The organism is Bacillus sp. JZ34 (genome assembly GCF_053903205.1).
On record NZ_CP096403.1, the window covers coordinates 1,884,279 to 1,908,429 of the forward strand.

26 protein-coding genes are annotated in these 24,151 nt (G+C 45.2%); 24 read left to right on the forward strand and 2 right to left on the reverse strand.

What is annotated here, in order from left to right; all coding sequences use genetic code 11:
• Nucleotides 1–101: 101 nt before the first annotated feature.
• The 5 genes from ribD to M1D90_RS09525 all read left to right on the forward strand — a co-directional run bounded on the left by ribD (nt 102) and on the right by M1D90_RS09525 (nt 4,042).
• Nucleotides 102–1,190: a bifunctional diaminohydroxyphosphoribosylaminopyrimidine deaminase/5-amino-6-(5-phosphoribosylamino)uracil reductase RibD gene (gene ribD, locus M1D90_RS09505; RefSeq protein ID WP_456283400.1), complete on the forward strand. Its 1,089-nt coding sequence runs from the start codon at nt 102–104 to the stop codon at nt 1,188–1,190.
• An 11-nt stretch (nt 1,191–1,201) separates the two neighbouring features.
• Nucleotides 1,202–1,849 carry a riboflavin synthase gene (gene ribE / locus M1D90_RS09510; protein ID WP_023857491.1) on the forward strand — a complete coding sequence of 216 codons (648 nt, stop codon included), beginning with the start codon at nt 1,202–1,204 and terminating at the stop codon, nt 1,847–1,849.
• 21 nt (nt 1,850–1,870) lie between these two features.
• Nucleotides 1,871–3,067: a bifunctional 3,4-dihydroxy-2-butanone-4-phosphate synthase/GTP cyclohydrolase II gene (locus M1D90_RS09515; protein ID WP_328067298.1), complete on the forward strand. Its 1,197-nt coding sequence runs from the start codon at nt 1,871–1,873 to the stop codon at nt 3,065–3,067.
• Nucleotides 3,068–3,101: 34 nt separating this feature from the next.
• Nucleotides 3,102–3,566 carry a 6,7-dimethyl-8-ribityllumazine synthase gene (ribH, locus tag M1D90_RS09520; RefSeq protein ID WP_043054366.1) on the forward strand — a complete coding sequence of 155 codons (465 nt, stop codon included), beginning with the start codon at nt 3,102–3,104 and terminating at the stop codon, nt 3,564–3,566.
• Nucleotides 3,567–3,667: 101 nt separating this feature from the next.
• On the forward strand, nt 3,668–4,042 hold the full coding sequence (locus M1D90_RS09525) for a GNAT family N-acetyltransferase (protein ID WP_020452011.1): 375 nt from the start codon (nt 3,668–3,670) through the stop codon (nt 4,040–4,042).
• Between the two features lie 10 nt (nt 4,043–4,052).
• On the opposite strand, the gene M1D90_RS09530 is transcribed toward M1D90_RS09525, so the two are convergent.
• A complete protein-coding gene (locus M1D90_RS09530) occupies nt 4,053–4,574 on the reverse strand; it encodes a DUF309 domain-containing protein (RefSeq protein ID WP_035338489.1) in 522 nt (173 codons plus the stop codon).
• Between the two features lie 119 nt (nt 4,575–4,693).
• The gene (locus M1D90_RS09535) at nt 4,694–4,789 is read right to left on the reverse strand and encodes a YjcZ family sporulation protein (RefSeq protein WP_003183108.1); all 96 of its coding nucleotides are present in this window, start codon (nt 4,787–4,789) and stop codon (nt 4,694–4,696) included.
• Between the two features lie 182 nt (nt 4,790–4,971).
• Between M1D90_RS09535 and M1D90_RS09540 the strand changes: the two genes are divergently transcribed.
• From M1D90_RS09540 to M1D90_RS09630, 19 genes are all read left to right on the forward strand, one after another.
• Entirely contained in the window at nt 4,972–5,727 is a 756-nt protein-coding gene (locus M1D90_RS09540) for a segregation/condensation protein A (protein ID WP_023857489.1), read from the forward strand.
• A complete protein-coding gene (gene scpB / locus M1D90_RS09545; RefSeq protein ID WP_023857488.1) occupies nt 5,717–6,310 on the forward strand; it encodes an SMC-Scp complex subunit ScpB in 594 nt (197 codons plus the stop codon). The genes M1D90_RS09540 and scpB overlap by 11 nt, the downstream gene beginning before the upstream one ends.
• A gap of 114 nt (nt 6,311–6,424) precedes the next feature.
• Nucleotides 6,425–6,916 carry a YpuI family protein gene (locus tag M1D90_RS09550; protein ID WP_023857487.1) on the forward strand — a complete coding sequence of 164 codons (492 nt, stop codon included), beginning with the start codon at nt 6,425–6,427 and terminating at the stop codon, nt 6,914–6,916.
• 153 nt (nt 6,917–7,069) lie between these two features.
• The gene (locus M1D90_RS09555; protein WP_023857486.1) at nt 7,070–8,224 is read left to right on the forward strand and encodes a D-alanyl-D-alanine carboxypeptidase family protein; all 1,155 of its coding nucleotides are present in this window, start codon (nt 7,070–7,072) and stop codon (nt 8,222–8,224) included.
• Nucleotides 8,212–8,799, forward strand: coding sequence for a nucleoside recognition domain-containing protein (locus M1D90_RS09560; protein ID WP_020452005.1), 588 nt, complete (start codon nt 8,212–8,214; stop codon nt 8,797–8,799). Before M1D90_RS09555 ends, M1D90_RS09560 begins: the two co-directional genes overlap by 13 nt.
• 4 nt (nt 8,800–8,803) lie before the next feature.
• Nucleotides 8,804–9,340, forward strand: coding sequence for a spore maturation protein (locus M1D90_RS09565; RefSeq protein ID WP_023857485.1), 537 nt, complete (start codon nt 8,804–8,806; stop codon nt 9,338–9,340).
• 159 nt (nt 9,341–9,499) lie between these two features.
• The gene (rluB, locus tag M1D90_RS09570) at nt 9,500–10,234 is read left to right on the forward strand and encodes a 23S rRNA pseudouridine(2605) synthase RluB (protein WP_020452003.1); all 735 of its coding nucleotides are present in this window, start codon (nt 9,500–9,502) and stop codon (nt 10,232–10,234) included.
• An 84-nt stretch (nt 10,235–10,318) separates the two neighbouring features.
• Nucleotides 10,319–10,855: a thiol-disulfide oxidoreductase ResA gene (gene resA, locus M1D90_RS09575; protein WP_023857484.1), complete on the forward strand. Its 537-nt coding sequence runs from the start codon at nt 10,319–10,321 to the stop codon at nt 10,853–10,855.
• Nucleotides 10,855–12,495, forward strand: coding sequence for a cytochrome c biogenesis protein ResB (gene resB / locus M1D90_RS09580; RefSeq protein WP_023857483.1), 1,641 nt, complete (start codon nt 10,855–10,857; stop codon nt 12,493–12,495). The genes resA and resB overlap by 1 nt, the downstream gene beginning before the upstream one ends.
• A 12-nt stretch (nt 12,496–12,507) precedes the next feature.
• Nucleotides 12,508–13,683, forward strand: a complete 1,176-nt coding sequence (gene ccsB, locus M1D90_RS09585; protein ID WP_456283403.1) for a c-type cytochrome biogenesis protein CcsB — start codon at nt 12,508–12,510, stop codon at nt 13,681–13,683.
• Nucleotides 13,684–13,827: 144 nt separating this feature from the next.
• On the forward strand, nt 13,828–14,550 hold the full coding sequence (locus tag M1D90_RS09590; RefSeq protein WP_020451999.1) for a response regulator transcription factor: 723 nt from the start codon (nt 13,828–13,830) through the stop codon (nt 14,548–14,550).
• A complete protein-coding gene (locus M1D90_RS09595; RefSeq protein ID WP_026579360.1) occupies nt 14,547–16,328 on the forward strand; it encodes an ATP-binding protein in 1,782 nt (593 codons plus the stop codon). Before M1D90_RS09590 ends, M1D90_RS09595 begins: the two co-directional genes overlap by 4 nt.
• 420 nt (nt 16,329–16,748) lie before the next feature.
• A complete protein-coding gene (locus tag M1D90_RS09600; protein ID WP_101561245.1) occupies nt 16,749–17,450 on the forward strand; it encodes a response regulator transcription factor in 702 nt (233 codons plus the stop codon).
• A 3-nt stretch (nt 17,451–17,453) separates the two neighbouring features.
• Nucleotides 17,454–18,905 carry a HAMP domain-containing sensor histidine kinase gene (locus tag M1D90_RS09605; RefSeq protein ID WP_026579362.1) on the forward strand — a complete coding sequence of 484 codons (1,452 nt, stop codon included), beginning with the start codon at nt 17,454–17,456 and terminating at the stop codon, nt 18,903–18,905.
• Nucleotides 18,902–20,035 carry a WD40 repeat domain-containing protein gene (locus tag M1D90_RS09610; protein ID WP_026579363.1) on the forward strand — a complete coding sequence of 378 codons (1,134 nt, stop codon included), beginning with the start codon at nt 18,902–18,904 and terminating at the stop codon, nt 20,033–20,035. Before M1D90_RS09605 ends, M1D90_RS09610 begins: the two co-directional genes overlap by 4 nt.
• 315 nt (nt 20,036–20,350) lie before the next feature.
• Nucleotides 20,351–21,181, forward strand: a complete 831-nt coding sequence (locus tag M1D90_RS09615) for a polysaccharide deacetylase family protein (protein WP_039072806.1) — start codon at nt 20,351–20,353, stop codon at nt 21,179–21,181.
• Between the two features lie 34 nt (nt 21,182–21,215).
• Nucleotides 21,216–22,130: an LCP family glycopolymer transferase gene (locus M1D90_RS09620; RefSeq protein WP_026579365.1), complete on the forward strand. Its 915-nt coding sequence runs from the start codon at nt 21,216–21,218 to the stop codon at nt 22,128–22,130.
• Nucleotides 22,131–22,402: 272 nt separating this feature from the next.
• Nucleotides 22,403–22,987, forward strand: a complete 585-nt coding sequence (sigX, locus tag M1D90_RS09625; protein WP_023857476.1) for an RNA polymerase sigma factor SigX — start codon at nt 22,403–22,405, stop codon at nt 22,985–22,987.
• On the forward strand, nt 22,923–24,029 hold the full coding sequence (locus tag M1D90_RS09630) for a GerMN domain-containing protein (protein WP_023857475.1): 1,107 nt from the start codon (nt 22,923–22,925) through the stop codon (nt 24,027–24,029). Before sigX ends, M1D90_RS09630 begins: the two co-directional genes overlap by 65 nt.
• The last annotated feature ends 122 nt before the right edge of the window (nt 24,030–24,151 follow it).

Genomic DNA, 24,151 nt, shown 5'->3' on the forward strand with positions numbered 1-24,151 from the left:
GTGAAAAATAATGATGATGCATAGTTTTATTTCTCATGCACAAAAACAAACCCCCGGATCGACATCCGGGGTTATTTTTTTGGAAGAAGGGAGGGAAATTCATGACAGATGCGCATTATATGAATCTTGCATTGGAGCTTGCGAAGCAGGGTGAAGGTCAGACAGGAGCCAATCCGCTTGTCGGAGCCGTTGTCGTCAAAGACGGTGAAGTGGTCGGAATGGGGGCTCATTTAAAATACGGCGAAGCGCATGCAGAAGTGCACGCCATTCAAATGGCAGGCCGCCATGCGGAAGGAGCCGTCATTTATGTGACGCTTGAACCGTGCAGCCATTACGGCAAAACGCCTCCTTGCGCGGAACTGATTATCCGTTCCGGTTTGAAGCGGGTAGTCGTGGCGGCCGAAGATCCGAATCCGCTCGTTTCCGGAAGAGGAATCGGGATGCTGAGAAGTGCCGGGATCGAGGTCGAAACAGGCGTTCTCAAAGAACAGGCGGAAGAGCTGAACGAAAAGTTCATGCATTTTATGCGGACAGGCCTTCCGTATGTGACATTAAAAGCAGCTGCCAGCCTTGACGGCAAAACCGCTACCGCAACAGGCGACAGCAAATGGATTACTTCTGAAGAAGCGCGGATGGACGCTCACCAATACCGAAAAAACCACCAGAGTATTTTAGTGGGATCGGGCACAATAAAAGCAGACGACCCGAGTTTGACATGCCGTCTCCCCGGTGCAGTGAATCAGCCGGTGCGTGTCGTTCTCGATACGACGCTGTCAATCCCGCTTCAGTCAAAAGTCATTCAGGATAAAGCAGCGGCAACCTGGATTTACACGACGTCCAAGGCAGATCCCGAAAAGGTTCGGAACCTGGAAAAAGAAGGTGTACAGGTAACCGTGCTGGATGCGCATGAACTTCCGGTGCGCGACGTGCTTCTGCACCTTGCAGACCAAGGTATCGCTTCAGTCTTTGTCGAAGGTGGTGCGACGGTTCACGCAAGCTTCGTCAAAGAAGGACTCTATCAGCAAATGATCTTCTATCTTGCCCCTAAATTAATCGGAGGGCTGCAATCTCCCAGCATCCTCTCCGGTGAAGGCTTTCAATCGATGAAAGATGTCCCCTTACTGCATTTCACAACCATTACCAAAATCGGCCAGGATATAAAGCTGGCGGCAAAACCGATAAAAGAATAAGGCGGTGGCATATGTTTACAGGCATCATTGAAGAAGTCGGAATGATTTTGGACATGAAAAAGGCGGGAAGCGCCATGTCTTTAGTCATCCAATCCAACAAAGTGACCGAGGATGTGAAGCTTGGCGACAGCATTGCTGTCAACGGAGTCTGCCTGACCGTAAATGAGTTCGGTTCCGGCAGTTTCACGGCGGATGTCATGCTTGAAACCCTGAAAGCAACATCACTCGGCACATTAAAAAAAGGAAGCCGCGTCAATCTTGAACGGGCGATGGCGGCAAACGGCCGCTTCGGCGGGCATATGGTGTCGGGGCATGTCGACGGCACCGCGTCTATCGTGCGCATAGAAAAAGCGGCTAACGCCGTATACTATGATTTAAAACTTGACCCTTCACTGGCCAAAATGCTTGTGTTAAAAGGTTCGATCGCCGTAGACGGCGTCAGCCTCACCATTTTTGGACTGACGGAAGATCAAGTAACAGTCTCGCTTATCCCGCACACATTGGATGAAACGATTTTTTCGGAAAAAAAGCCCGGAAGCATCGTCAACATCGAGTGCGATATGATCGGCAAATACATTTACCGGTTTCTCCACCAAGCAAAACAAGACAAACAGGCAAAGCCATTGACTGAATCGTTTTTTAAAGAAAACGGGTTTTAAATGAAAGGAGGCTGCGCGCCTATGTTTCACACAATTGAAGAAGCGATACGCGATTTGAAGCAAGGAAAAGTCATCATCGTGGTCGATGACGAGGACAGGGAAAACGAAGGCGATTTCGTTGCGCTGGCAGAATACGCAACACCTGAAGTGATCAACTTTATGGCTTCGCACGGAAGGGGTTTGATCTGCGCGCCGCTTAATGAAGAGATCGCTTCACGGCTCGACCTCCATCCGATGGTGGACGAAAATACCGATTCTCATCACACGGCATTTACGGTCAGTGTGGATCACCGCGATACAAAGACGGGGATCAGCGCTCAAGAGCGGTCGTTGACCGTCATGTCGCTGATTGATGATCACGCGCTTCCGGGCGATTTTAAAAGACCGGGGCACATTTTCCCCTTGATTGCGAAAACAGGCGGCGTTTTAAAAAGAGCCGGACATACGGAGGCGGCCGTTGACCTTGCGGAGGCGTGCGGTTCCGCGCCGGCCGGCGTCATCTGCGAAATCATGAATGAAGACGGCACGATGGCAAGGGTGCCTGAACTCAAAAAAATAGCCGACCAGCACGACTTGAAAATGATTACGATTAAAGATTTGATCGAATACCGCTACAGCAAGGGAACGCTGATCAACCGAGAAGTGAAGATTACGCTGCCTTCCGAATTCGGCACATTCAAGGTTTACGGCTATACAAACGAAATCGATGACAAGGAACATATAGCACTCGTCAAAGGCGATATACCTTTCGGAGACGAGCCTGTCCTTGTCCGCGTGCACTCAGAATGCCTGACGGGCGATGTTTTCGGCTCTTACCGCTGCGACTGCGGCCCGCAGCTTGCTGCCGCACTCGCGCAAATCGAACAAGCGGGCCGGGGCGTGCTCCTTTATTTGAGACAGGAAGGAAGAGGAATCGGCTTAATCAATAAACTGAAAGCTTATAAACTGCAGGAAGAAGGATATGACACCGTGCAGGCTAATGAAAAGCTCGGTTTTCTCCCAGATCTTCGCAACTACGGGATCGGCGCCCAAATTTTAAGAGACCTCGGCGTGAAACAAATGCAGCTGCTGACGAACAATCCACGAAAGATTGCCGGTCTCGAAGGCTACGGACTGACGATCGCAGACAGGGTGCCGCTGCAGATGGAGACAAAAAAAGACAATGAAAAGTACTTAAAAACGAAAAAATCAAAATTGGGGCATATGCTTCATTTTTAAACTAAAATCAATCACAAAAAAGGACGGGATTCATATGAATAAAATAGAAGGTCATGTAATTGGAACAGATTTGAAAATTGGGATCGTTGTGTCAAGGTTCAACGATTTTATTACAAGCAAACTTCTAAGCGGTGCAGAAGATACGCTGTTGAGACATGGGGTCAAAGCTGATGATATTGATGTCGCCTGGGTTCCCGGCGCATTCGAGATTCCGCTGATCGCCAAAAAAATGGCTGAAACGAAAAAATACGACGCCGTGATTACACTGGGCACGGTCATCAGAGGAGCGACAAGCCACTATGACTATGTCTGCAATGAAGCGGCAAAGGGGATTGCGGCGGGCAGCATGTCAACAGGCGTTCCGGTGATCTTCGGCGTATTGACGACAGACACGATCGAGCAGGCGGTAGAACGCGCCGGAACAAAAGCCGGAAATAAAGGTGCAGAAGCTGCCGCGGCAGCGATTGAAATGGCGAACCTGACCCGGTCGCTTCAATAATTACCGAAAAAGAGTTTAAAAAGGTTATAAAAATGTTTATAATGTGATGTGAAGCGACTAGCCTTCGTTAGATCCACATTTTGATATATTGAGGGGTATTTATGTTAATTCGTTATAAAAAGTCATTCGAAAAGATTGCGATGGGGCTCCTTTCGTTTATGCCGAATGAGAAGGACGTCAAGCAGCTTCAGCAGACAATTAAAGACTATGAAACGGACACTGAAAGGCAGCTGTTCCTATGGAAAGAAGGCGAGGATATTGTCGGCTGTGTAGGAGTAGAGAAAAGAGAAGAAGAAGTCGAGATCAAGCATATCAGTGTAAACCCGTCTCACCGTCATCAAGGAATCGGCAAAAAAATGGTGTCGGCCATTTCGCAAATGTTTGCACCTAAACCGCTGGTTCCGAATGAATTAACTAAAGGATTCTTTGAGCGCTGTCAGGATCACGAAAATGAAGACATCACATATAACCAATGAGCAGAGGCTTCTAGCCTCTGCTCTTTTTTCGCCGTTCGATTTGTTTTTCCCTCTCGGCAACCACTTCAGTCCGGTCTCTCAGCAGGTGTTTATCAATGATGAAGGCGTCCGGTGGATCGTTTGCTCCCCACTCATACGACTTTTTTTCACATTGTTTCCGGCATGCTTTGATCAAAGATTCATCTGTGATTGGAAGCATGATGCTTTCATAAGGAGAATGGGCTTTAATTTTTTGGTAAGTCTTCCTTAACAGCTTGATGAAGCGGCTGTAATCCAATCCGAGCGATTCGACTGCGTCTTTTTCGGACACCAGGATGCGGATGCTGTTCGCCATTAATCTCTCTGCACCGGCAAAATTGTTTCTCCGCTGATGATAGAGTGCGACTGCCAGCTGAATCAATCCAACCCAGTATGATTTCCGCTCGCCGGGATTGTCCTTTTTCCAATGGTCTTCTAAAATTTCGTGGCATTCAAAATAATCCCTTGACCCGTGGAATTCGGCCAGGTAATCGATATAAGCTTGGGGATACATCTGACATCCTCCTTTAAGTTTCCGTTAAAGTGTATCATAAGAACGGAACGGAGGAAAAATGGAGATATATCCAGGCTATGAAAAAAGCGCCCGGGTAACGGACGCTTCTCATTTTTATGTTAATAGATCCATGCCGCTCCTACAATAATCAACAAAATAAACAGAACGACAATCAAAGCAAATCCTCCGCCGTAGCCGAAGCCTTTACCTCCCATGTTGTTCCCTCCTCAGGTTTAAGATTTTACACAGTATTCTATGCAGCATACGCTCAAATCGTATAGGCGAATGCCAAAGCTTCTTAAATTATATTGGACTTCATGCAGACGCGTAATTTATACTAAAGGGTAGCCAGTTTTAGCCGGCTTAGAAGCGATTTTGAAAATGGTGAGAAATGAACATGGAATATCAGGTGAAAATCGAGGCGTTTGAAGGGCCGCTGGATCTGCTGCTGCACTTAATCAACCGCCTTGAAATAGACATTTATGACATACCTGTTGCGAAGATAACCGAGCAGTATTTATTATATGTGCATACGATGCGCGAACTTGAGCTCGACGTGGCCAGTGAATATTTGGTGATGGCTGCGACCCTTCTCAGCATTAAAAGCCGAATGCTCCTTCCAAAGCAGGAAGAGGAGCTGTTTGACGAAGAGTTTCTCGAGGAGGAAGAGGACCCGAGAGAAGAATTGATTGAAAAATTAATAGAGTACAGAAAATACAAAAGTGCCGCGCAAAATTTGAAGGAGCGCGAGGAAGAGCGGCAAAAAGCATTCGCGAAGCCGCCGAGCGATTTAAGCGACTATGCCAAGGAAATCAAACTCAGCGAGCAAAAGCTGTCCGTCACCGTTTACGACATGCTCGGGGCGTTTCAAAAGGTGTTAAACCGCAAAAAAATCAGCCGGCCGTCTGAAACTAGAATTTCAAGACAGGAAATACCGATAGAAGAACGAATGACGCAAATCGTCGATTGTTTGAAATCGTCCCGTCAAAGGATGCATTTTATGGAACTGTTCCCATACGAACAGAAAGAGCATCTCGTTGTGACGTTTTTGGCGATTTTGGAGCTGATGAAAAACCAGCTGATCATCATTGAACAGGAACACAACTTTTCAGACATTTACATAACAGGGAGTGAAGCGATTCATGACGCTTGATATCGTGAATTGGAAAGCCATTGTCGAAGCGCTTTTGTATGCCGCCGGCGACGAGGGCCTGACAAAAAAACAGCTATTATCCGTTTTGGAGATCGATGAAGCCGAGCTTCAGGATATTATGCTTGATGTCAAAGAAACCTATGAAAAAGAAGACAGGGGCATCGAGCTTGTCGAGTACGCGGATACGTACATGCTTTCGACCAAAAAAGAATTCGCCGTCTATTTGAAAAAGCTGATTGAAGCCCCTTCAAAAGGGCTTTCTCAGGCTGCCCTCGAAGTTTTGGCCATCGTTTCATATAAGCAGCCGATTACGAGAGCGGAAGTCGAGGAGATCAGAGGGGTCAAATCTGAACGGATTCTCCAGAGCCTTGTCGCAAAAGCGCTGTTGTGCGAAGTAGGCCGGGCGGACGGACCGGGCAGGGCAATCTTGTACGGTACAACCGAAACATTTCTTGAACAATTCGGCTTAAAAACGCTTGAAGAGCTTCCGCCGCTGCCCGAAAATGTAGAAGAAGACGGGGTTCAGGAAGAAGCCGATCTGTTCTTTGAGAACTTTAACCAGACGTTCGAAGATTTAAAATAGACTCACCTTAAGGACCGAAGTATGATAATATATATTATCGTATTTTTTATGTTTAATTTCATGCATGAAAGAATACGATTGTAACAAAGCGATGAGGAGAGGGTGCCGACACCAATGGGAAAATCTATGGCAAGAGCCCAAACCGAGCAGGCAGGCGAATTTTTAGCACAGACCGTTCAGACGCTGAGCGATTATTTAAACGAAACGACGCTCTCATCCCTTGAAGCCGAAGAGCCCGGGAGCAGAGATTATTATCGCGATGTCCTCAGTAACTTGAGAAAACTGGCGGTTTACTGTGAAGAAGGGCTTCTGGCTTGCCGAATCAGGCTGAAGCAGGTTCCTTTTCAGGACGCTGCCGCCGAAAGGACGCTCTATCAGATCTATCATCGATGCATAGAAGAATTTTTTACACCGAAAAAAGATACTTGGTACGAAGACAGCAGAGCGGCCTACACGGGAAAAAACGCCATTTGCTTTCACGAACCAGCGCCGGCCTCATTAAAAAATTTGATGGCTTCGCTTGAAACAGAATATCAATCGATGAGAGAAGAATTGGAATACTATGCGACTGACTATCGGATGAAGATGGTTCAGCCGAGATCATAGCTTAAATGAACTGTGTGCCGGAACTCCCCCTTTCATGAAAGGGGGAGTTTTAATGTTGCTTGAGATTTTTCTCGGGGAATCATCCAATTGGTGTTCATAACGGAAAGACAAGCGCATAAACTTGTACAAACAACCACAAGGACGTGAGAAAAAATGCGCTTTTTTCTAAAACAGGCTGCAGCAGCCATCATCATATGCTCTCTTTTATGCTCTTCATACCAAATCGCTGAAGCACAGCCTTCCCTTCATGTCAGCGCAAGAAGCGCGATTGTCATGGACGGGCAATCCGGACGGGTATTGTTTGCGAAGGATGAGCATGAAAAACGGCGCATTGCAAGCATTACGAAGATTATGACAGCCATTTTGGCCGTGGAATCGGGCAAATTGGATGAGACAGTCACGGTCAGCGACAGGGCGGTCAAAACGGAGGGATCATCAATCTATTTGACAAGCGGGCAAAAGGTGAAGCTGAAGGACCTTGTTTACGGTTTGATGCTGAGATCGGGAAATGACGCAGCTGTTGCGATTGCTGAGCATGTGGGCGGAAGCCTGGAAGGGTTTGTCTACATGATGAATCAAAAAGCGGCCGACCTCGGCATGGAAAACACCCTGTTCCGCAATCCGCACGGACTCGATGATCACCCTGACCACTATTCCTCGGCCTATGATATGGCGCTTTTGACGAAATATGCGATGACAAACGAAACGTACCAAAAAATCGCCGGAACGAAGCGCTATAAGGCAGAAACGATGCAAGGCATCTGGAGAAATAAAAACAAGCTTTTAACAGGGCTTTACGAATACAGTACAGGCGGGAAGACGGGATATACCAAGCTGGCGAAGCGCACGCTCGTCTCCACTTCATCGAAAGACGGAACCGATTTGATCGCCGTCACCATCAATGCCCCTGACGACTGGAACGATCATATGAACATGTTCAACTATGTATACGGCCACTACAAAACATATATCATCGCCAAAAAAGGCGAGGTTCCGAAATTAAAAGACTCTTTTTACGGGAATAAAGCTTTTATTAAACGGGATGTCACATATTTGTTAAACGAAGATGAAAAAGAAGACGTGAAGGTTGACATCGAGCTTCTTAAACCGAAAAAATCGTGGCGTAAAAACAAAAAAGAAATCCCGGACATCATCGGGGAAATGAACGTCATGTTCAACGGAAAAACGATTGCAAGTGTACCGATCTATTATGAAAACGAACGCAACAAAAAGCCGAAAAAATCGTTTTTCGAGACCTTTCAATCCGTATTCCAAAAAGCGGCAGGCGGTTCATCATGGTCAATATAATCTGGGTCGGCTTAACGGTGATCGGTCTGGTGTTTGCGCTTTTCAACGGAACGGTTCAGGAAGTCAATGAGGCCGTATTTAAAGGTTCGAAGGAAGCTGTCACGATTTCGATCGGCCTGATGAGCGTCCTTGTTTTTTGGCTGGGGCTGATGAAAATCGCCGAACAATCCGGGCTTCTCGAAAAATTCAGCAGGTTGTGCCGGCCGTTCATTTCAAAGCTGTTTCCCGAGATCCCTCCGGATCATCCGGCGATGGGGTATATTTTATCCAATTTAATGGCCAACTTTTTCGGATTGGGCAATGCGGCGACACCGCTCGGCATTAAAGCAATGGAACAGATGAAGGCGCTCAACCGGAATCGCAGGGAAGCGAGCCGCTCAATGATCACCTTTCTGGCGGTCAATACGTCAAGCATTACCTTGATTCCGACGACCGTCATCGCGGTCAGGATGACATATGATGCAAAGGCGCCGACAGACATCGTCGGGCCGACCATTTTGGCGACTTTAATATCGGGAATCTTTGCGATCTTCATCGACCGATACTTTTATTATAGAAGAAAAAAGAAGGGGTGAGCATTTGGAATTCATCAATTGGCTTTCTCTGGCCCTTATCCCGTTTATCATCGCCACGATTCTGCTGTATGGTACATTCAAAAAAGTCCCGACTTATGAAGCGTTTGTTGAGGGAGGGAAGGAAGGAATCCAAATTGCGTTTTCCATTATCCCTTATTTGGTCGGTATGCTTGTAGCGATCACCGTTTTCCGTGCTTCAGGGGCGCTCGATTTTTTTATGAATCTTTTAAAGCCGGTATTTTCCGCCGTGGGAATTCCGACGGAAGTGGTTCCGCTGGCTCTGATCCGGCCGATTTCGGGAACGGCGGCGCTCGGCATGACGACCGATTTAATCGCAGTTTACGGACCCGATTCGTTCATCGGCCGGCTGGCCTCTGTCATGCAGGGATCGACAGACACGACGCTGTATGTTTTGACCGTCTATTTCGGCGCGGTCGGAATCAAGAAAATGGGGGATGCTTTAAAAGTGGGACTGCTTGCTGATTTAGCGGGGATTATCGCGTCTGTGATTATTGTAACATTGCTGTTTGGAAGCGCCTGATCAACAGGCGCTTTTTTGCTTTTTTAGCCAAAACTGTTTTACTTTTGACGTGAGAAAGGATACATTTAAGGGCGGAGTGCTTCTTTCCTAAGGAAGAAGGCGCCCGCAAACTTGTTTGTTGGTCTGGAAAAAAGTAAGATAATACATGAGGTGAAAGATATGGAACGACTTCAAAAAGTAATCGCCCACGCCGGTATTGCATCAAGGCGAAAGGCGGAGGAACTTATAAAAGAAGGGAAAGTCACGGTCAACGGCAAAACCGTCAGAGAGCTCGGCGTTAAAGTATCAAGCTCAGACCGGATTGAGGTAAACGGCGTCCAGCTTGAAAGCGAAGAACCCGTTTATTTTCTCCTGTATAAACCGAGAGGGGTTATATCAGCTGTTAAAGACGATAAAGGCCGGAAAGTTGTGACCGACTTTTTCACAGAGGTGGAGGAGCGGATTTATCCGATCGGAAGGCTTGATTATGATACAAGCGGCCTCTTATTGTTAACGAATGACGGGGACTTCGCCAATAAATTGATGCACCCGAAATACGAAATTAATAAAACGTATGTGGCAAAGCTGAAAGGCATTCCTTTAAAGGAGAATTTAAAAAAACTTGAGCGGGGCGTACGCCTTGAGGAAGGAAAGACAGCTCCGGCAAAAGTGAAGCTTTTGTCACTCGATAAGAAAAAGCAGACCAGCATCGTCCAAATCACAATCCATGAAGGGCGAAACCGTCAGGTCAGGAGAATGTTTGAAGCCATCGGACACGAAGTGCTCAAGCTGAAAAGGGAAGAGTACGCTTTTTTGAACCTGGCGGGCTTGAAAACCGGGGAAAAAAGAGAGCTCACGCCTCATGAAGTGAAAAGGCTCAGGGCATTGGCGGAACACGGTAAAGCGGCTTTCTAAATTTTCACACAACCTTCAAAAAAGGCAAATGGCAGGCAGTCATGAGATGATATAATGATACTGAATGTCTAAATGAGGGGGCGGATTATGAAAAAAAAGCGTTTTTACATTCGGACAGGCATCCTCCTTGTGCTGCTTGCAGCGCTTGGCTACACGCTGTACAGCGCCGTGTTTCAAAAGACGGAGAGTGTGGCGGTGGGGGAAAAAGCTCCCAATTTTTCGCTGGAGGATGTTGACGGCAACCGTCTCAAGCTGGACGATCTAAAAGGCAAAGGGGTATTTTTAAACTTTTGGGGAACATGGTGCGAACCATGCAAAAGAGAATTTCCTTACATGGCGAATCAATATAAAGTGTTTAAGGATCAAGGGGTTGAAATCGTCGCCGTCAATGTCGGCGAATCAAACCTTGCCGTCCGAAACTTTATGAAAGACTACGGCGTCAATTTTCCGGTTGTGCTTGATAAAGACAGGCAGGTTCTGAACGCATACGATGTCACACCGCTGCCGACCACGTTTTTGATCAATCCTGACGGAGAGATTGTCAAAGTCGTGTCTGGCACGATGACAGAACGAATGATCCATGATTATATGAATATGATCAAACCAGAGGGATCGTCATGATGAAAGAAATCAAATGCGAATGCGGCCATGTGAATCCGACGGGCACCGTTTTGTGTGAATCGTGCGGAAAGCCGCTCGTCAAACAGGATGCCAAACTCCTTGACATGCGGTATGACGGAAGTGCGAGACGCTCTCAAACATATAACAAAACAATCGTAGATAAAATATGGAATTTCTTTTCGTCTGTAAAGGTCGGCGTCTGGCTGATCGTCATTACGCTGACAGCATCTGCTTTTGGAACGATTTTCCCGCAGGAAATGTTCCTGCCGCCGGGTGCGCAGGCTGATACATACTACAGCGAACAATACGGGCTTCTCGGACAAATCTATTATACTCTCGGTTTCCACAATCTTTACGGTTCATGGTGGTTTATTGTTCTGGTTGCTTCAATCGGCATATCGCTTGTGATCTGCAGCCTTGACAGGGTCGTTCCTTTGTACAGGGCGCTGAAAAATCAGGGCGTCACGAGAAATCCGAACTTTATGGAGAGGCAGCGCCTTTTCAGCCGGACGGAAGCGGACATGTCTGAAGACACCAGATCACAAATCGTCGGTAAACTGAAGAAAAAACGATACCGAGTCAAAGAAGAAAACGGAAACCTGTTTGCGGAAAAAGGCCGTTTTTCAAGATGGGGCCCATATGTGAACCATATCGGGCTGATCATATTCCTCATCGGTGTCATGCTCAGATTTGTTCCGGGCATGTATGTCGACGAAACCCTTTGGATCAGGGAAGGGGAGACCGTGCCCATCCCGGGAACTGACGGCCATTACTACTTGAAAAACAACCGGTTTACAAAAGAAATGTACGACAGTGAAAAAGAAAAAGAAGTATTTTCAGAGGCGATTACTAAAGCAGGTGACGGTACTGTCGCAAAAACATATCAAACCGATGTTGAACTATATGAAAGAAAAAATGACAGCCTCCCGGGTGAAGCGCCTGAATTGAAGAAAGTGAAAAGCGGCAAGATCAGGGTCAATGACCCGCTGAAATTCGGTTCATATGCACTCTATCAGCTGACTTACAAGGAAGGCGAGCTCGACAAAATGGTCTTTCAGCTGATTGAAAAAGACAGCGGGAAATCTTTCGGCAAAGTGGCAATCAACCTCTTGGAGCCGAAGCCGGAATATGATCTTGGCAACGGTTACAAAGTTCATATTGCAAGCTACCTGCCGGACTTTTATTTTAACAAAGACGGGGAGCCGAGCACGAAAACGAGGAATCCGAACAATCCGGCTTTTGTATTCCAGATCACCGCCCCGGATAAGCCTAAAGGAGAAAAGAGTTTCGTTGCGATTCAGGAAACAATCGAAGGTTCTGACGACAATAAATACAAAATGAAGTTTGACCACGTCGAAACGAAAAATCTCTCAGGCCTCACCATTAGAAAAGATTTGACTTTGTGGGTGCTCATGGTCGGCGGCGCCATCTTTATGATCGGCGTCATCCAGGGGATGTACTGGCACCACAGAAGGATCTGGCTCAGAACGCTGGACGGGCATGTGCTCGTCGCCGGACATACGAATAAAAACTGGTACGGGCTGAAACAGGACTTGAAGGCCGTACTTGAGGATACGGGGATATCCGAACCGGCCGATCAAAAAGAACTGTCAAAGGAAAAAAATAAACGGCCAGCATAGGGAGGGGTTTTCATGGCAGAGTTAAGCGGCAATTTATTGTACGCGGCATTTCTCTTGTATCTCTCAGCGGTCTTCTTTTTTGGCGGCTCCATCAGGAGCAAGGCTTCAGACCGGAAGAAGAAGAACCGCTGGGCGTCGATCGCAGTGTTGATCACGATCATCGGATTTGTATGCCAGTTTGGATATTTTATTGCGAGATGGATCGTTTCCGGACACGCACCGGTCAGCAATCTTTTCGAATTTACAACTGCTTTCAGCATGATGCTCGTTCTGGCGTTCATCATCATCTACTTTATTTACAAGCTGTCTGCTTTGGGGCTGTTTACACTGCCCGTTGTCCTGCTGTTAATCGCATATGCCAGCATGTTTCCGACCGATATCACACCGCTGATTCCGTCGCTTCAAAGCAACTGGCTTTATATTCATGTTACGACTGCAGCTCTCGGACAGGCGATTCTCGCCATCAGCTTTGTCGCCGGCGTGATCTTTCTGCTCAAGCATGTGGATCAGTCACAGCCTGGCAAAAAAACGTTCTGGCTCGAATTTGTCATGTTTATGCTTGTGACAACGCTCGCGTTTATCCTTGTCACGACCTCATTCCGCATTGGGGGCTATGAAGCGCAGTTCAAGTGGATTGATAAAGACAACCAGGAAGACGTCATGATTTACGAGCTTCCCGCTCTGATCGGGCCGAACAAAGGCGAACTTTTAACAGAGGAGAGAATGGAGCCGCTTGTCAATGTGCCGCCTATTTTTTCAGGACGGAAGCTGAATACGGTTCTCTGGTCGTTTGGAACCGGCGCATTGCTTTACGGTGTCATCAGGCTGATCATCAGAAAACGCATCAGTCAGCTTCTTCAGCCGCTCGTGAAAAATGTGAACCTTGACCTTGTCGATGAAATCGGCTATCGATCCGTTTCGATCGGCTTTCCGGTTTTTACGCTTGGCGCGCTTATTTTCGCGATGATATGGGCACAGCTGGCATGGAGCAGATTCTGGGGCTGGGATCCGAAAGAAGTCTGGGCGATGATTACATTTTTGTTTTATGCAGCTTATCTGCATCTCAGGCTTTCAAGAGGCTGGCACGGCGAAAAATCGGCGTGGCTTGCCGTTATCGGTTTTGCCATTATTATGTTTAATCTTATTTTTGTAAACCTTGTCATCGCTGGACTTCACTCTTATGCATGATCCGTGCGGTGCAGGAAGGTCCGGGCTTTTCGCCGGGCCTTCCGCAGCTTATCGTTTTAAATTGGGAAAGGCCATTCTTAGCTTGGCTTACGATCGCTTTTCTAATAAAATGAATGTAAGAAGATTCAAATCAGGAGGTTTACGATGGAACAGACGAAAGAGACAAAAATATTAGTAGTAGACGATGAGGCAAGAATCAGACGACTTTTAAAAATGTACCTGGAAAGGGAAAATTATAAGATCGAGGAAGCCGAGAATGGCGACGAAGCCATCGATAAAGCCCTGGGCAACGAATACGATTTAATCCTGCTCGATTTGATGATGCCAGGAACCGACGGCATTGAAGTATGCCGCCAAGTACGCGACAAAAAAGCCACTCCGATCATCATGCTGACGGCGAAAGGCGAAGAAGCGAACCGGGTGCAGGGCTTTGAAGTCGGAACCGATGACTATATTGTAAAACCTTTCAGTCCGAGGGAAGTGGTGCTGAGAGTCAAAGCGCTCTTGAGAAGATCATCGCAAACCTCTTATCTGAATACAGATACAACGGCAAAAAATGTTCTTGTTTTTTCTCACTTATCCATTGATCACGATGCTCACAGAGTTATGGCGGACGGAACCGAAGTCAGCCTGACGCCGAAAGAATATGAACTGCTTTACTTCCTGGCCAAAACTCCTGATAAAGTATACGATCGTGAAAAGCTGCTGAAGGAAGTATGGCAATACGAGTTTTTCGGCGATTTGAGAACGGTCGACACCCATGTTAAACGTCTACGTGAAAAATTGAACAAAGTCTCGCCGAAAGCTGCGAAAAAAATCGTAACAGTATGGGGTGTCGGGTATAAATTTGAGGTCGGAAACGAATGAAGTTTTGGAAGAGCGTAGTCGGTAAACTGTGGTTTACCATACTGCTTTTGGTTTCATTTGTCTTATTTATCCTTACGTTCTTTCTGCTTGAGTTTATTGAAAACTACCATGTCGATGAAGCGGAAGCTGATTTGACAAAGCTCGCCAGCAAGGTGGCCGTCATCATGGAAAACCATAAAGACCAGGAGACGGCCAGATCGATCACATGGGAGCTTGCCGATGAACTGACGAGCATCACCGTTATCAAAAATGAGAATGAATATTGGTATTCACCGCGGGAAAATCAAAAAGTGGCTTCCATTACATTAAAAGATATTAAAAATGATTCCGATCTGAACGAAGCGCTTCAGAAGCATCAAAAAGTGCAGAAGCGGACGGTCATCTCCAATCAAAAGAACGATCAGCTGATTGTCGGTGTACCGTACGGGAAAGGCGAAGATGAAGGCATGGTGTTTCTTTCTCAATCGCTTCTTGCCGTGAAAGATACGACACAGCATACGACAAGGTATATTCTCTTTGCCGCTGCAATTGCGATTGTGTTAACGACGATTTTCGCTTTCTTCCTGTCAAGCCGGATTACCTACCCGCTCAGAAAAATGCGGCAGGGTGCACAGGATCTTGCAAAAGGGAAGTTTGATACGAAGATTCCGATCCTGACCCAGGATGAAATCGGCGAGCTGGCGATTGCCTTTAACCAAATGGGGCGCCAGCTGAAGTTCCATATTACAGCGCTCAATCAGGAAAAGGAGCATTTGTCGAATATCTTAAGCAGTATGGCAGACGGCGTGATCACCATCAATATCGACGGGACGATCCTTGTGACTAACCCTCCGGCTGAACGCTTTTTACAGGCCTGGTATTATGAGCAGAACATGAATGTAAAAGAAGGCCATGAACTGCCTCCTGAAGCGCGCGAGCTTTTTCAAAACACCGTCGGCACGGAGAAGGAGCAGATGATTGAAATGACCCTGCAAGGCAGAACATGGGTGCTGCTCATGAGTCCGCTGTACAATCAGTCACATGTGCGCGGAGCGGTCGCCGTTTTGAGGGATATGACGGAGGAAAGACGGCTTGATAAGCTGCGAAAAGATTTTATCGCCAATGTCAGCCATGAGCTGAGAACACCGATTTCGATGCTTCAAGGGTACAGTGAAGCAATCGTTGACGACATTGCAAGCTCTGAGGAAGAAAAAAAGGAAATCGCGCAGGTCATCTATGACGAGTCTTTACGAATGGGAAGGCTTGTGAATGATTTGCTGGACCTTGCCAGAATGGAGGCGGGCCATATTTCCTTAAACGTAGAACAGGTGGAGCTCCGCGAATTTTTCGAGAGGGTGTTCAGAAAGTTTTACGGAGTGGCCGGTGACAAAGAAATTACGCTTTCTCACAATCTTGATCTGCACGAAGCCAAATTTGTGTTTGATCCGGACAAAATGGAGCAGGTATTAACGAACCTGATTGACAACGCGATCCGCCATACAAATGCCGGCGGCACCGTACATGTCGATGTGCAGTCAGCGCAAAGCGGGCTGAAAATCGCCGTGAAAGACTCGGGCAGCGGCATCCCAGAAGAGGACCTGCCGTTTATTTTTGAACGCTTTTACAAGGCGGATAAAGCAAGGACGAGAGGAAAAGGCGGGACGGGCCTCGGACTTGCGATCGTTAAAAACATCGTCGATGCACACAACGGATCGATCACCGTCCACAGCATGCTGAACGAAGGTACTTCCTTCACGTTTTACATTCCAAGAAATAAGCAGGATGTTGGCCAAATTTGACGAAGAATCTTGTTCCATAAGAAACAAAGAGCACCTGTTCATGAAGAACAGGTGCTCCGTTATTTGAGGGCAACTTGTATCCAAGTTGTAAAATTTCTGCTTATCCTGAAACGTTTTTGCCTTTGTTGCCGTTAAAAGAGTGGGGATTCCAAAAGACAGATGAACATCAGAGGAAATGGATGAAGGATTTGGACAAATGGACTAGTGAAAATCACATATGGACATAATTGCTCCCGTTCTGATCATCTATAAAAGGCCGTTTATTTTTTCTGCGCCTTAAAAGTCCGCCAGCGCTCCAATTGCGGACCGTCAAAGGAAGAGTTTGGTTTGGATTTATGTATAATCTCTATAGAAGGATGCGAGAAACAAAAGAGGTTTCTAGACAAAATAAACTTGAAACAGGGAATGAGTGATGACTTTATGGATAAAACCAAAATACTGATTATAGAAGATGATGAAGCAATTGCTGATTTGCTTGCTTACGGGCTGACGTCCGAAGGTTTTGAAACGTGCACGGTCAATAACGGCTCTTCAGGCATGAGGGAATTAGATCAATTCAAACCTGATCTTCTGCTGCTCGATTGGATGCTGCCTGACTGCAGCGGATTGGATATTTGCAAAACAGTGACTGAAAGCTATAATATTCCGATACTGATGATCACCGCAAAATCAGATGTCACGGATAAAATACTCGGGTTGGAATTCGGGGCCGATGACTATATTACAAAGCCGTTTGATCTGCGCGAAGTTGTCGCGAGAATCCGCACGATCCTTCGGCGTCTGGAACAAGCCTATCATGTGAACGAACGGGAAACGGAAAAAGAGGATGAGATCCGGTTTAAAAATATTGTGATCATCCCGGGTGAAAGACTGGTGAAAAAAGACGGGGCAGCCGTCGAATTGACTCCTAAAGAATATGATCTGCTGATGACTTTGGTTGATCATCGGGGAAAAGTTTTTACGCGTTCAGAGCTTTTAGAATTCATTTGGGGATACGATTTTTTCGGTGACACCCGTACAGTTGATACCCATATTCAAAGACTCCGCAAAAAGCTCGATGCAAGCGACTTGATTAAAACGGTGTTCGGTATCGGATATAAATTCGAGAAGCAGGAGGAGTAGAGAGTGTTACGGACCATCAAGGGCAAGTTTATTGTTGGCTTTTTTCTGATTTTTTCTCTCTCTTTCCTTGTGCTCAATCATACGGTTAAGAACGTGATTTGGTCGAGTAATGAAAAAATTGTAACATCGGATTTAGTCGAACTGAAAAAAAACAGTACCGTCTATGTAAACCAGGCATTTTTAATCAATCATTATAAAAACAATGAACTTTATTTCGGTGATATGGCCGATGAAATGGTAGATAATTTGAATCACTCCACAGGAAGCAATGTCGGTGTTTATACCGTGAATGGCGCATTGTTGTCTGCTTCTGATCAGAAGGCGTTTTCCCGTGGAAGTGATGAAGATCTTAAACAGGCGATCAAAGGAAAGACTGCCTATCATATCACCTATAACCGCAATAAAGCAGAAGTGTTTTTTTCATACCCGGTTGTCGTTGAAGGCACAAAAGTAGGCATATTACGCTTTTCGAAAAATTTCGACCTGCAGTATAAGCAAAGCGGAGAGATTCTGGATATTGTTTTTTACATCGCACTTGCCATATTTTTGGCGGCGTTTCTTTTCTCTTATATCCTGTCCAGACATATCACGATTCCGCTCGTCAAGCTGACAGATGCCACCTCGCAAGTCAAGAAGGGTAAACTGGATATGGATATCCACTTTAATAGAAAAGATGAAATTGGCCAGCTTGCCATCAACTTTAACGATATGATCAGCAGAATTCGAGAACAAATTTTAACTATCGAAAGGGATCGTGACCGTTTAAAGGAATTGAACGAACAAGAAAAACGATTTTTTGACAATATGACGCATGAGCTGAAAACACCTCTGACTTCCATCCAAGGATATGCAGAGATCATAAAAGATAAAGGGGAATCGGATCGGGTGTTTTTTGATAAAGGAATGAACCACATTGTTGAAGAAAGCAGGCGCCTGCATCATTTGGTGATCAAGCTTCTTGAAGTATCCCGGGAACCTGCCAAGGGCGCTCAATTTGACAGGGTCGAGGCAGGGGAAATTTTAAAAGATGTTTGCGAATCGATGAAGTTTCGGGCAGAACGGTATAAGAAAAGGATTACCTGTGACATTGAAGATGGCCTGTACGTTCACGGTCAGGTGAGCAGGCTGCGCCAGCTTTTTATCAATCTGCTGGACAACGCCATCAAATACAGCTTATCTCATTCGGAAATCTTCATTAAGGCCGAAATCGTTGGAGAAAACATTCTTTTTACATTCAAGAATCCAAGTGCTCCATTGGAAAATGACCAACACTCCAAAATGTTCCAGCCTTTTTATTCAGTCAATCAGAAGATTAAGGAAGAGGGAAGTGTAGGTTTGGGATTAAGCATTGTGAAAACAATTGTTGACGAACACGGAGGAACAATCGAGATGTACTACAAGGAAAACCAAACAGTGATTCATGTTGAATTAGCTTACGCAAAGGTTGAGAAATGATGAAAAACAAACCGTTTATCATTTGGGCAGGAGTGCTGTTGTTTCTGGTCATTATCGTGTCCAGTTATAATGTCGGAAAAAGATCGGAAACGATTATTATCCCGAGCGGGGAAGAAAATCATAGCGATGACCAGAAGACCCGCCCTTTTCAAGTCAATACGATTTATCGCCTTCCAAAAGCAGGGCAGCTGCTTGGGTGGTCTTCACCGGATTCCGTTGTCGGTTTTTTCAAGGGAGATGGGACATCCGAACGTACAGCGCGCAGTCTTCAGCGCCTTTCCTCCCCCTATGAAAAAGCTGAAATCGTAAAAGGCATTGAAAGCAACATGTCCAACCTGAAAATGTCTCCAGACGGAAAGCGTATCGCCGGAGTCACTTTGTCATTAAGTAAGACATCAATGCAGCTGTTTTCGCCAGCGAACGGAAAAAACACAGAAATCGCCAGCATCTCCGCCAGCAATGAGGTCTATGTCCAAGATGTTTCATGGTCAAATAATAGCAGATACGTTTGTTATCTCGTTTTAGATGCCGGGCAGGGGAATCAGACAAGCCTTCGTGTTTATGATACGGATTCCGGAACGCTCAAAACGTATACATTGAATGATTTTGCGGAGAAAGATTCGCTTACGGGAGTTAACATCTCTGATAATGGACGAGATTTGCTGCTTACCGTGTTGCAGCGTTCCGACGAGTACGGGATTAGAATGGGAACGATTGACGGCAACCGCATCAAAATCCAGGACAAGCGTCTGGACAGCCGCGGCGGGCCTGTTTGGTTAAACAATGATCAATTTGTATTCCTGGACACAGGGGAAACCCTGTACGAATATGATCGCAGAAACGGCGAGCTTTCTGCTCTGCTCGAAAAAGTAACTGTTTTTAAATTCTCAAACGACTTAAAGAAAATCGCTTACTCTTTGAAGGATGAAGACAATATCTATGCAGGCAAGCTTCAAGGGAAAAATATCCTGTATGAAGAACCGATATACCACGGCACCATCCCTTCGGAAATATATTGGAGCCCGGACGGCAACAGCCTGCTCGTTAGCGCACAATACCAGTATCCTTCTATGGAGAGTGCATCGGCGCGATTTTTAGAAGAACAAGCTTATATCATCACATTTAAATAACCGATCGTTTTATACTTTAATATCAGGCAAAAAAAACCTTATTTCAGTTAAATACCGAAATAAGGTTTTTCTTTTTATCCATTCCTTTCTCACTATCCCCTTTAAGGTAATAAGTCTTATTATTTACTAATTAACATCCCTCAAAAAATGATGTTTTTCCTCTTTTTGTGACATTTTGTTTACAAGTTGGCCGAACTTCTGCGATATCTTCCCTTTATATTTAAAGAGCATCCTTCTTATAGAACGTTGTCTTGTATGTGACGAGATTAAAAGAAACCTAGTGATTGATAATTACAGCTTAAGGAGTTGGAAAAAGTGTCAAATTCACCTAAAGAAGATCGTAAATTGAGCGCACTAGGAAAATTAGTGCTGGGTATGTTGATTGTAGTGGGGGTGACTTTGTTATGCATTTCGTGGAATGCACTCGCTGGTCCAAAGCAGGAACCGCTAAAAGAAAATTCCTCCGCTTCAGCACCTGTGACGGGAGGCAAACATAAAGCAGAGAAAAAAGAAAATAAGCAAACAGCGCCGGAAATCGGAAAGGTCGTCTATTTGTCATTTGACGACGGGCCGAATCCTGCGGCTTCAGATAAGATCTTAAGTTTGCTCGATAAGTATCATGCAAAAGCTACTTTTTTCATGTTAAAACCGAATATCGAACAAAATCCCGATATTGTGAGAAAAATGGTTGAAAGCGGCCACTCTGTCGGCTCTCACGGAGTGACGCACCAAGTATCGAAAATCTATAAATCTCCTGAAAGTTTTGCAGCAGAAATGAACGATACGTTGAAAACGATCAAAGAAACGACCAACGTTGACACACATTTGATCAGATCGCCTTACGGATCAAAGCCTTATATTACCGGTCCATTTCAAGAAGTCATTAAGCGCGACCACTTTAATCTTTGGGACTGGACTGTTGATTCAGAGGACTGGAAATCTGCAAATACAAACGGTCAATTCGTCAATAATGTGATTCAGCAAGTCAATAACCTTTCCGGTGTTGAGCCGCTTGTCGTATTAATGCATGAAAAACCGACAACTGCGGCCCATTTGGAGAAACTATTGAAATACTTCCAGGAAAACGGATATGAAATGAAGCCTATTCATGATTCGATAAAACCGGTTCATTTCAGATGGAATTAAAAAATATGACCTGGATCAACAAGGAAGGGATACTATGGTGAAAATGAGAAAAAGAAAACTAAAGATGAAAAATGTGATATTGTTCGCCCTCGCGCTAGCGATAACGATTGGCAGTGTGGTTTCATACGGGATTTACCGTACCGTCGCAAAATCAATAAATGGAATGTACGAGCCTCTTCACAGGGATGCCGAGCAGAAGGATACTGCTCCGCACGATCCTATATCCATTCTCTTATTAGGGATAGACGAGCGCCCTGGTGATAAAGGACGACCGGATTCTATGATTGTGATGACGATTAACCCGGAGACAAAGAAAACGACAATGACAAGTATTCCGCGTGATACAAGGGTGTTTATCAAATCGAAGAATAAATTTTCGAAAATGAATTCGGCCTACACCTATGGCGGAATTGAAGGGACCGTTGAAACTGTAGAACAATTTTTGAACATTCCCATCAATTATTATATTAAAATCAATATGGATGGGTTTAAAGATATTGTCGATGCAATTGGCGGCATTACGGTGGATAATCGGATTGATTTCACCCTTGAAGGCGTGCATCTGTCAAAAGGAAAGCAGCATCTTAATGGCAAAACTGCTTTGACATATGCTAGGATGAGAAAAGACGATCCCCGCGGTGATTTTGGACGTCAAGAGCGTCAGCGTGAGATCATCAATGAAATCATTCATGAAGGTGCCCAATTAAAATCATTAACAAACTATCAAGGAATTTTGACAGCATTAGAAAAAAACATCAAAACAAACTTAACACTGGACAAGATGATCGATATTCAACATTCTTATAAAGAAGCTGCCAAGGATATTAAACAGATAGAAATTGAGGGTGAAGATAAAAAAGTTGACGGCTTATGGTATCACCTGGTGACTGACGAAAAGAGAAAGGAGATTTCCAAAAAGCTTCGCCAACAATTGGACTTAAAGTCATAAACGGATGAAAATCAGTCCATTTCAAAGGATCCGCCTTAAGGAACGTTCCGATTATGAGTATACGGACGCAGCTTAGTGAGAAAGCGAAAGTTCCTGTAAGCTTGGCACCTGTTCATTTAGAACGGGTGCTTTTATGCTTGTTAAGTTAAAATTAAGCTTAACTTTAGTTAAACCCCCTTTCCATTTTCATATGTTCGTAATATAGTTGTAATAGTTGTAATGTAACCTTTTAAGATTGACAAACGACAATAAATTGAACGGAGGGGTTTCAGGTGGAAGAAACCTTTCAGAAAATATATGATCAGTATCATCAGGATTTATTTCAGTTTTTATTTTATATGGTAAAAGACAAAAACCAGGCAGAAGACTTAGTTCAGGAAGTATACATCCGCGTCCTGCATTCTTATGAAACATTTGAAGGCAGAAGCAGCGAAAAAACCTGGCTTCTTTCGATTGCGCGGCACGTTGCGATCGACTGGTTCAGAAAGCAGCAGACGATCCGCCAGCGGATTTTGGGGACGTTTGACTGGGAGAAGCAAGATGTAAAAGACCGCAAGCCTCTGCCTGAGGACATCGTGATGCAGAATGAAAACCTGAAGGAAATTTTCGAGGCCCTTGACAGGTGTACGCTTGATCAAAGATCCGTTATCGTATTGCGGTTTATCCAAGGGTATTCGATCAGTGAAACGGCAAAAGCCTTAAATTTTTCCGAAAGCAAGGTGAAAACCACTCAGCACCGCGGTCTGAAAGTGCTTCGTAAACAGATGGAGCTTTTGAAGGAGGATCCAAAGAATGAAGAAGTCAGAATGGAACGAAGAACGGCTGAAGGCGTTACTAAGCCAACTTCCAACGGTTAAGGATAATCGTTCGGCAAATCAGATCTATCAAAAGCTGATTTTCGCACCAAAGCGTAAATCACCGAAAAAACGGGTCGGCGCATTTGCTGCTACAGTTTTGGTTCTCTTTCTTCTGATGCTGATCACTCCTCAATTAATCGAACAGATCAGATCTCAAAACAGCGCCGACGCCAACATTTCATCTGACGGAAAATTGGTGCAGACGGAGGCTGATGCTGCCAAGTCTGAACCTGCAAATACGTTTGTCGTCTCCCAGAATCAAAAAGACGACTATATCACCTTCGCTTTCCTTGACAAGTCCAAGTCTGTCGTTGTCCCGATAAGTCTTGAGAAAAGCATAAGCATGACGAATCTTGAAGATGCACTTCACGCATACAGCCGGCTTAAAGTGGACCAATTTACATCATTTGATACATCTTATCTTGATCAGGTGAAGTTCAAAGAACAGAAAAACGGTAAAAAACTGACGATTCAAGTAAATGAAAAAATACCGGAGCTTTCAGTGGAAGATTTCGAACGGCTGAAAAATGTGATCAACGAAACCTTTAAATGGGGTTCATATGATTCTGTTTTATTTATTTCCGATGATGAATCTGGCGTTGAATTTGAATCATTCGGAATGCTCGCTGATATGGCGATTATGCATCAGACGCAAAAAGGCTACTATTTATATGAAAGCTCTGACGGACGCCGGTTCCTTGCACCTTCAAGCGAATCTTACGAAACGGTGCAGGAAGCGATAAAGATGATGAAAGTTAAAGAAAGCGGCACTCATTTACAACCCATTCTATCCGATGATACAAAGATTGAAGATATTCAAAAGAATGGAAAAGAACTGATCATTCAATTTTCTTCCTCCGCGAATATTGAAAATAAACCTGAAGACGTTTTGATGGTGGAAGGCCTTCTATTGACCGCCAAAGATTTCGGGTTCACAAAAGTGAAATTTAAAAATGCATCCACAACCAAGGTCGGCGCCTATGACTTGTCGAAATCTGTACAGGTTCCTTACGCACCGAATCCGATAACGATAGAAAGCTAAAAGACTCCCCGCGCGGAGTCTTTTTTTGATGTATAAAATGTATTGATTTGGAAGTATACTAAGCTGTCTCCGAATCGGGGGAATTTTACCGCAGATGCTTGTAATAGGAGGATATGGAAACC

Bases quoted from the DNA above. Each gene is read 5' to 3' on its own strand.
- ribD (WP_456283400.1), top strand. From the start codon at position 102: ATGACAGATGCGCATTATATGAATCTTGCATTGGAGCTTGCGAAGCAG.
- ribE (WP_023857491.1), top strand. From the start codon at position 1,202: ATGTTTACAGGCATCATTGAAGAAGTCGGAATGATTTTGGACATGAAA.
- M1D90_RS09515 (WP_328067298.1), top strand. From the start codon at position 1,871: ATGTTTCACACAATTGAAGAAGCGATACGCGATTTGAAGCAAGGAAAA.
- ribH (WP_043054366.1), top strand. From the start codon at position 3,102: ATGAATAAAATAGAAGGTCATGTAATTGGAACAGATTTGAAAATTGGG.
- M1D90_RS09525 (WP_020452011.1), top strand. From the start codon at position 3,668: ATGTTAATTCGTTATAAAAAGTCATTCGAAAAGATTGCGATGGGGCTC.
- M1D90_RS09530 (WP_035338489.1), bottom strand. From the start codon at position 4,574: ATGTATCCCCAAGCTTATATCGATTACCTGGCCGAATTCCACGGGTCA.
- M1D90_RS09535 (WP_003183108.1), bottom strand. From the start codon at position 4,789: ATGGGAGGTAAAGGCTTCGGCTACGGCGGAGGATTTGCTTTGATTGTC.
- M1D90_RS09540 (WP_023857489.1), top strand. From the start codon at position 4,972: ATGGAATATCAGGTGAAAATCGAGGCGTTTGAAGGGCCGCTGGATCTG.
- scpB (WP_023857488.1), top strand. From the start codon at position 5,717: ATGACGCTTGATATCGTGAATTGGAAAGCCATTGTCGAAGCGCTTTTG.
- M1D90_RS09550 (WP_023857487.1), top strand. From the start codon at position 6,425: ATGGGAAAATCTATGGCAAGAGCCCAAACCGAGCAGGCAGGCGAATTT.
- M1D90_RS09555 (WP_023857486.1), top strand. From the start codon at position 7,070: ATGCGCTTTTTTCTAAAACAGGCTGCAGCAGCCATCATCATATGCTCT.
- M1D90_RS09560 (WP_020452005.1), top strand. From the start codon at position 8,212: ATGGTCAATATAATCTGGGTCGGCTTAACGGTGATCGGTCTGGTGTTT.
- rluB (WP_020452003.1), top strand. From the start codon at position 9,500: ATGGAACGACTTCAAAAAGTAATCGCCCACGCCGGTATTGCATCAAGG.
- resB (WP_023857483.1), top strand. From the start codon at position 10,855: ATGAAAGAAATCAAATGCGAATGCGGCCATGTGAATCCGACGGGCACC.
- ccsB (WP_456283403.1), top strand. From the start codon at position 12,508: ATGGCAGAGTTAAGCGGCAATTTATTGTACGCGGCATTTCTCTTGTAT.
- M1D90_RS09590 (WP_020451999.1), top strand. From the start codon at position 13,828: ATGGAACAGACGAAAGAGACAAAAATATTAGTAGTAGACGATGAGGCA.
- M1D90_RS09595 (WP_026579360.1), top strand. From the start codon at position 14,547: ATGAAGTTTTGGAAGAGCGTAGTCGGTAAACTGTGGTTTACCATACTG.
- M1D90_RS09600 (WP_101561245.1), top strand. From the start codon at position 16,749: ATGGATAAAACCAAAATACTGATTATAGAAGATGATGAAGCAATTGCT.
- M1D90_RS09610 (WP_026579363.1), top strand. From the start codon at position 18,902: ATGATGAAAAACAAACCGTTTATCATTTGGGCAGGAGTGCTGTTGTTT.
- M1D90_RS09620 (WP_026579365.1), top strand. From the start codon at position 21,216: ATGGTGAAAATGAGAAAAAGAAAACTAAAGATGAAAAATGTGATATTG.
- M1D90_RS09630 (WP_023857475.1), top strand. From the start codon at position 22,923: ATGAAGAAGTCAGAATGGAACGAAGAACGGCTGAAGGCGTTACTAAGC.